General features: G+C 50.0%; 5 protein-coding genes. 4 read left to right on the forward strand and 1 reads right to left on the reverse strand.

From position 1 onward, the window contains the following. Positions 1-149: 149 nt before the first annotated feature. The 4 genes from AAC854_RS21045 (at position 150) to AAC854_RS21060 (ending at position 4,253) form a co-directional block, all read left to right on the forward strand. The gene (locus AAC854_RS21045) at positions 150-1,073 is read left to right on the forward strand and encodes a DUF1281 domain-containing protein (protein WP_340618800.1); all 924 of its coding nucleotides are present in this window, start codon (positions 150-152) and stop codon (positions 1,071-1,073) included. A gap of 116 nt (positions 1,074-1,189) precedes the next feature. After that, positions 1,190-1,879 (forward strand): N-6 DNA methylase, encoded by a 690-nt coding sequence (locus AAC854_RS21050; RefSeq protein ID WP_340618801.1) that lies wholly within the window; start codon positions 1,190-1,192, stop codon positions 1,877-1,879. Positions 1,880-2,104: 225 nt separating this feature from the next. Continuing rightward, complete coding sequence (locus AAC854_RS21055) at positions 2,105-3,115, forward strand: TraI domain-containing protein (RefSeq protein WP_340618802.1); 1,011 nt, start codon at positions 2,105-2,107, stop codon at positions 3,113-3,115. A 109-nt stretch (positions 3,116-3,224) separates the two neighbouring features. Further along, positions 3,225-4,253 carry a tyrosine-type recombinase/integrase gene (locus tag AAC854_RS21060; protein ID WP_340618803.1) on the forward strand — a complete coding sequence of 343 codons (1,029 nt, stop codon included), beginning with the start codon at positions 3,225-3,227 and terminating at the stop codon, positions 4,251-4,253. A gap of 627 nt (positions 4,254-4,880) precedes the next feature. Here AAC854_RS21060 and AAC854_RS21065 read toward each other — a convergent pair. Next, positions 4,881-5,171 (reverse strand): helix-turn-helix domain-containing protein, encoded by a 291-nt coding sequence (locus tag AAC854_RS21065; protein ID WP_340618804.1) that lies wholly within the window; start codon positions 5,169-5,171, stop codon positions 4,881-4,883. Positions 5,172-5,236 lie beyond the last annotated feature (65 nt).

Genomic DNA, 5,236 nt, shown 5'->3' on the forward strand with positions numbered 1-5,236 from the left:
TCGACAGCGGTATTACCGAAACGCTGCTCAGTCAGGCCAGCGGGTCACCGTCCGAGTAACCCATTTTTTTTATCACCCATCGGGGGAATTGTGCCCTGATGGTGCGGTTCCGCCGGTTTATTCTTATCAATTCAATGAGGAACCTGACCATGGCAGAATGGGTCACCAATCAACTGGAAATCACCGGCAAGTCGGTGTGTATTGACATAATGCAACAATGGGTCTGCGGTGAAGAAATCCCCCGTTACCGCCAGGCGGTGCTGCAAAGCCTGCGGTTATTTCTGGCGGGGTGTGCGGGAATACTGAAACCCACCAAACCGCAAACCTATGCGCCTTATCCGGAGCTGGTGCGCAGCACGGCGGCACCGACGGCGCAGAACCTGGCTTTTGAACAGTGGCTAAAGTTATTGCAGGATAATGTGCCGTTAAGCAGCGACAACATTAAACGGATAGATAACCTGTACCGTCAGTCCGGCCTCAGCCTGGTGCGCTGGGAAAGCGTACCGGAACTGGCACGTGACAGTATCGCCCGTCTCCTGACCCGCCAGTATACCGACTGGTTTGGGATGGTGGGCTGGTCTGACACGCCCGATATCGGGGCATGCTGGGATAAGCTGAACGCTTACCCGGCATCAGCCCAGCCCTGCGATATGCTGATGATAATGCCGACCCGGCTGGCGACTGAGGTTAACGGTAACAGTGGCTTGTTGAAAGGCATCGCGACTGCGGCGCAGTTTTACGACGGACAATACGGTATGGAATGGCCGTTGGGTCACCATGTCCGCTGGGAGCGCCGCAATGTCAGCAGCTTAACCGTGCGTTTTGACTCTCCGTGGGCACCGCCGTCTGCTGAGCTGATGGGCGAGCTGTCATCGGTGTTTGACTGTGAAATCCGTCACTGGTACAGCGAATCATCAGGTCAGCTCAAAGGCTACGATTGCTATGATCAGGGCGAGCATGTGGACAGCGGCAACGGGCAGTCAGGACGGGAGAACCGGCCGGCGCTTTATCTGGTCAACGAGGAAAAGCGGGAGGTGAACCTGCCCGTGCCGGCCATCGCCGTTGGGCAATAACGCGTTGTTTAACTCATTATTAATTTATTGTTTTATCTTCACTTCAACCGAAAGGGGAAACATTTTCCCTTTTCGGAACGTGTTTCCCTTTTATTTTTTTGCAAGGAAAACACGTGATGTCATCACAACCGAATCACCAGAAAGAATTTATCGAACTGTTTAACCAGACGGCGCGTTGCCACCGTCGTTACCCGGTCTTTCAGGATTTTTGCAATTGTGCGATGGCCGCCATTCACAATAAATACTGTTACTGTGAGGAACTGGAGCAGTATTACCTGAAAACCATCAAAAAGTACGAACGGGAAGATGTTGACCGGATTGTGCAGCTGTTTTCCTATACCGTTCTTGGATTGGCGCAGGAACCCTGCGATTTTCTGGGCAGTGTGTTTATGCAGCTGGGATTGGGGGATAAAGCCCTCAATCAGTTTTTTACGCCCTGGGAAGTGGCCAGAATGATGGCAGAGATGCAGTTGCAGGATGTCTCCGCACGCTTGCAGGAGCAACCTTTCGTGACCCTGTACGAGCCGGCTTGTGGGGCGGGCTGCATGACACTGGCCGCCGCTGACGTCTTGAGAGAGCAGGGGCATGATCCGTTATGCAGCCTGTGGGTGTCAGCGATTGATATTGATCCGCTGGCCGCGGTGATGGCTTACGTCCAGCTTTCCCTGACCGGCATTCCGGCCGCGGTCACTATCGGCAATGCGCTGGATGATGGCGGCAGCAAACGGACACGTTACACGCCCGCCCATTATCTGGGTAACTGGTCGGGCCGTTTACGGGAGTATCAACAGCCACAGGCAGCCTGAATTTTTTCAGCCTCTATCCTATTACTCTAATGCGCCTTTCGGGGCGCTTTTTATTTTTAAATCATATTAATAGATTGATTTATAGTGAAAATTAAGCTGATTGAGTAAGCGAGTCAATGGATGAATCGTGCCAGTTTAATTTTCATTTCCGCATAAAGAGTTTTTCCTTGTTTCAGACTGGGATTCACCGACACTGGGCCCAATTTGAACCGAAGGAGAAAAGCCATGTTTCAGCGTCTTAAATCCCATTTTATCCGTCAGTCTGCTGCACAGAAAAAATCATCAGCACCACCGCCGGAGACCATTCGTGATTGTCGGGGTTATTTCCAGCCGCAATCGGCGGATGAGTTGTTGGCCACCCCGCTGCGCCGTCAGTACCTGCAACAATTATGGCAAAACAGTGCCTTGCCGGAAGGGCTGTATCAGCGTTTTTATCTTGCGCCGGTGAAGCAATTGCTGGGCAGTGTCCAGCAGGTGCCCGCGACACCGGAAGGTGACTGGTCAGGGGCAGGGGGATTTGCTGACCTGACGCTGCAATTTACCACCTGTGCCGTGCGGCTGGCTAAAGGGCATCTGTTACCGCCGGGGGCGGCACCGGAAACGCAGGCCGCCCAGAGTGTGTTATGGCAGGCGGTGGTGTTCTGGGCAGCGTTGTTTTATCACTTGCCCCTGTTGCGGCAACTGGAAGGGGAGCTGGATGACGGACACTTTTGGCAGCCGGGTGTCTGTGTCCCCGGTAACCCTTTTCTTTTCCGTTTTCGCACACCGGAAAATGCCCTGACTGTGCCACAGGAAGCCTTGCTGGCCGCCAGTTTGTTACCGGAAAAAGCCATTATGTGGCTGGTTTCCGTGCCGGAAGCCTGGCACTGCCTGATGTTGCACCTCAATGGTCGCCCCTCTTCCGTACCCCTGATTGACGCGTTGCTTCAGGATGCTGCCGGGCAGGTTCATTCCCCGTTGGTAAAACAGGCGGTTTTGCCAACGGCAGCCGAAACGGCCCTGGCTTCCGAAGCCGGTACAAGGCCGGAAATCCAATCGGCTGCTTCCGCAAATGAAATGAAAAATCCCTCTCCATCGACGGAGGATGATACCCGGACGTTATTGTCATTATTTCAATCAAATGATGAATTTTCATTGTCCGTTAATGCAAATGAGAACGATAACGATTTGAAAATAGGCAAACGCACAGGCAGGCAACCAGAAAACGTTGCTCCCGCCAGGGAGGAGTCGTCATGATATTAATAATGAAATAATTTCAATTTGTGATTGATTTTTAACAGAATGATTTACGGCTTGCTATATCGAAAAGCCGCTGGGTTGTGTTGTTGATAACAGGAAAAAAATGATGCACGGAACAGAAGAAATAATGGGTTGGGAAGAATTATTAGACGAGTACTTTTTTTCACATATCCTGAGACCGGATACCGAGTGGAGTTACCGTAAAGTGACGAAGGGCTTTACCCGGTTTATGGGGGAAGCGGTCTCACCGGCGCAGGTCACTCACCGGGATGTGTTGCGGTGGCGGCGTCATCTTCTGCTGGAGAAAAAGCAGTCGAGCCACACCTGGAACAATAAGGTGGCTCACATGCGGGCAATCTTTAATTTCGGCATGGAGCAAAAACTGTTGCCGCACACTGAGAACCCGTTTAACGAGGCTGCAGTGAAAAAAGAGAAGAAAAAGAAGAAGATCCTGAGTGACTCACAGATAAACCGCATGAACCTGGTGATGGGGAAATTTGCTGAGGAAGAAAGAATCGGGGCGGTTCAACGGGGAGGGCGTTGTGCATTATACCCGACCTGGTATTGGATGACGGTACTGGCAACATTACGTTTTACGGGGATACGCCAAAACCAGTTGTTGCACCTGCGGCTGCGGGATATCAATCTGGAAAGCAATTATATTGAACTGGGCCTTGAAGGCAGTAAAAACCACTGTGAATGGGAGGTGCCGATTGTCCAGCCACTCAAACCCCGGCTGGCGCAATTAATTGAACGGACAACAGCGGCAGGTGCCGAAGCTGATGATCCGATTTTTGACCTCAGCCGGTTGAATGTACCGCACCAAAGCCGGCTTTCCCGTTACAAATACGATATCGGCAGGGAAAAACAACAGCTCCGCTCTTTCTTCCGCAGGCTGTCCAGAGAATGTGGTTTTGCCGTCTCTCCCCACCGCTTTCGCCATACCATGGCAACAACGCTGATGAAAGCGCCGGATCGGAACCTGCCGTTGGTGAAAAGACTACTGGGGCACCGTAATGTCGCGACCACGATGGAGTACATTGATCTCGATATGGAAGTGACGGGAAAAACACTGGAGCGGGAACTGGGGTTGTACACGGATCGTTCTGATGAGCGTTCCGGTGAGAAGGAATAAAACGGATTAAAAAGAACAGGGCGGGTTTCAGTCAGGAGGATGGGATTGATTGAACTGCCCTGCATCAACAATGGAGGGTATGAAAAGATGATTGATACCGATCCGGTATCCTGTGAAGTTTATACCTCACTTGACATCAGAATCAATTACTGAAATCATTACCTTAAACAAGGAAAGGGTAACTGAAAAACAGTCACCCTGAACTCTTGTCTAAAATGTTCTTAAACACCGTAATAGTACAAATTGGACTGATTAGGGTTGACATTTTATTAACGATTGATTCTTTTTTGCGCTTTTGTCAGGAAATTTAACAACCTAAGACAAACCCGCGTGGAAACTTGGTGCCGGACTCGGAATCGAAAAACATGGTAACTTGTTGAATCTAAAAAGTCTATAACCTTACCTTTCTTTTATGCCCCTTTTAATGCCCCTAAGTTTTTTTCCTTGCTTCTTCTTTCCTATCTGACTGATTTAGCTTAGTTATATCGTTTATTGTATGCTTTTCAATCATCTTAAAGCAAAAAAGCCGTGAGGGTTAAAAACGGTCAGATTTTGCTGACATTTTACGCTCAGGGCTTGAGATAAAAAATATTCATTTTTACGACATCGATCACAAATTACAGCGGGTTATTCCTGTGGTTTACTGCGAACTTTACGCTCAATAAGCTGACCACGCTGATTAAAATAGCGGCTAGGCCAAATTTCAGAGGGGTGGATGCCAAGATAGTTTGCAATTATCCACTCGCCTTTAGGCCACTGTCTGCTGAGTGCATTTGCTAATGTTGATGAACTGAGTCCTGTCTCACGGGAGAGAGCCGCCAAGGTTGTACCACGTTTACGTAATGCTGCGATGATATCGGCCTGATGCCAGTCATAATGAGATGGTCGCCCCCTACCTTGTGAACGATACTCTAACAGGGTATTTTTTTCTGGAGAGGCCATCATGCAAAACGTCACACTCATTGGTATCGATCTCGGTAAGC

This window comes from Xenorhabdus entomophaga, assembly GCF_037996725.1.
GTDB lineage: Bacteria > Pseudomonadota > Gammaproteobacteria > Enterobacterales > Enterobacteriaceae > Xenorhabdus > Xenorhabdus khoisanae.

Bases quoted from the DNA above. Each gene is read 5' to 3' on its own strand.
- AAC854_RS21045 (WP_340618800.1), top strand. From the start codon at position 150: ATGGCAGAATGGGTCACCAATCAACTGGAAATCACCGGCAAGTCGGTG.
- AAC854_RS21050 (WP_340618801.1), top strand. From the start codon at position 1,190: ATGTCATCACAACCGAATCACCAGAAAGAATTTATCGAACTGTTTAAC.
- AAC854_RS21055 (WP_340618802.1), top strand. From the start codon at position 2,105: ATGTTTCAGCGTCTTAAATCCCATTTTATCCGTCAGTCTGCTGCACAG.
- AAC854_RS21060 (WP_340618803.1), top strand. From the start codon at position 3,225: ATGCACGGAACAGAAGAAATAATGGGTTGGGAAGAATTATTAGACGAG.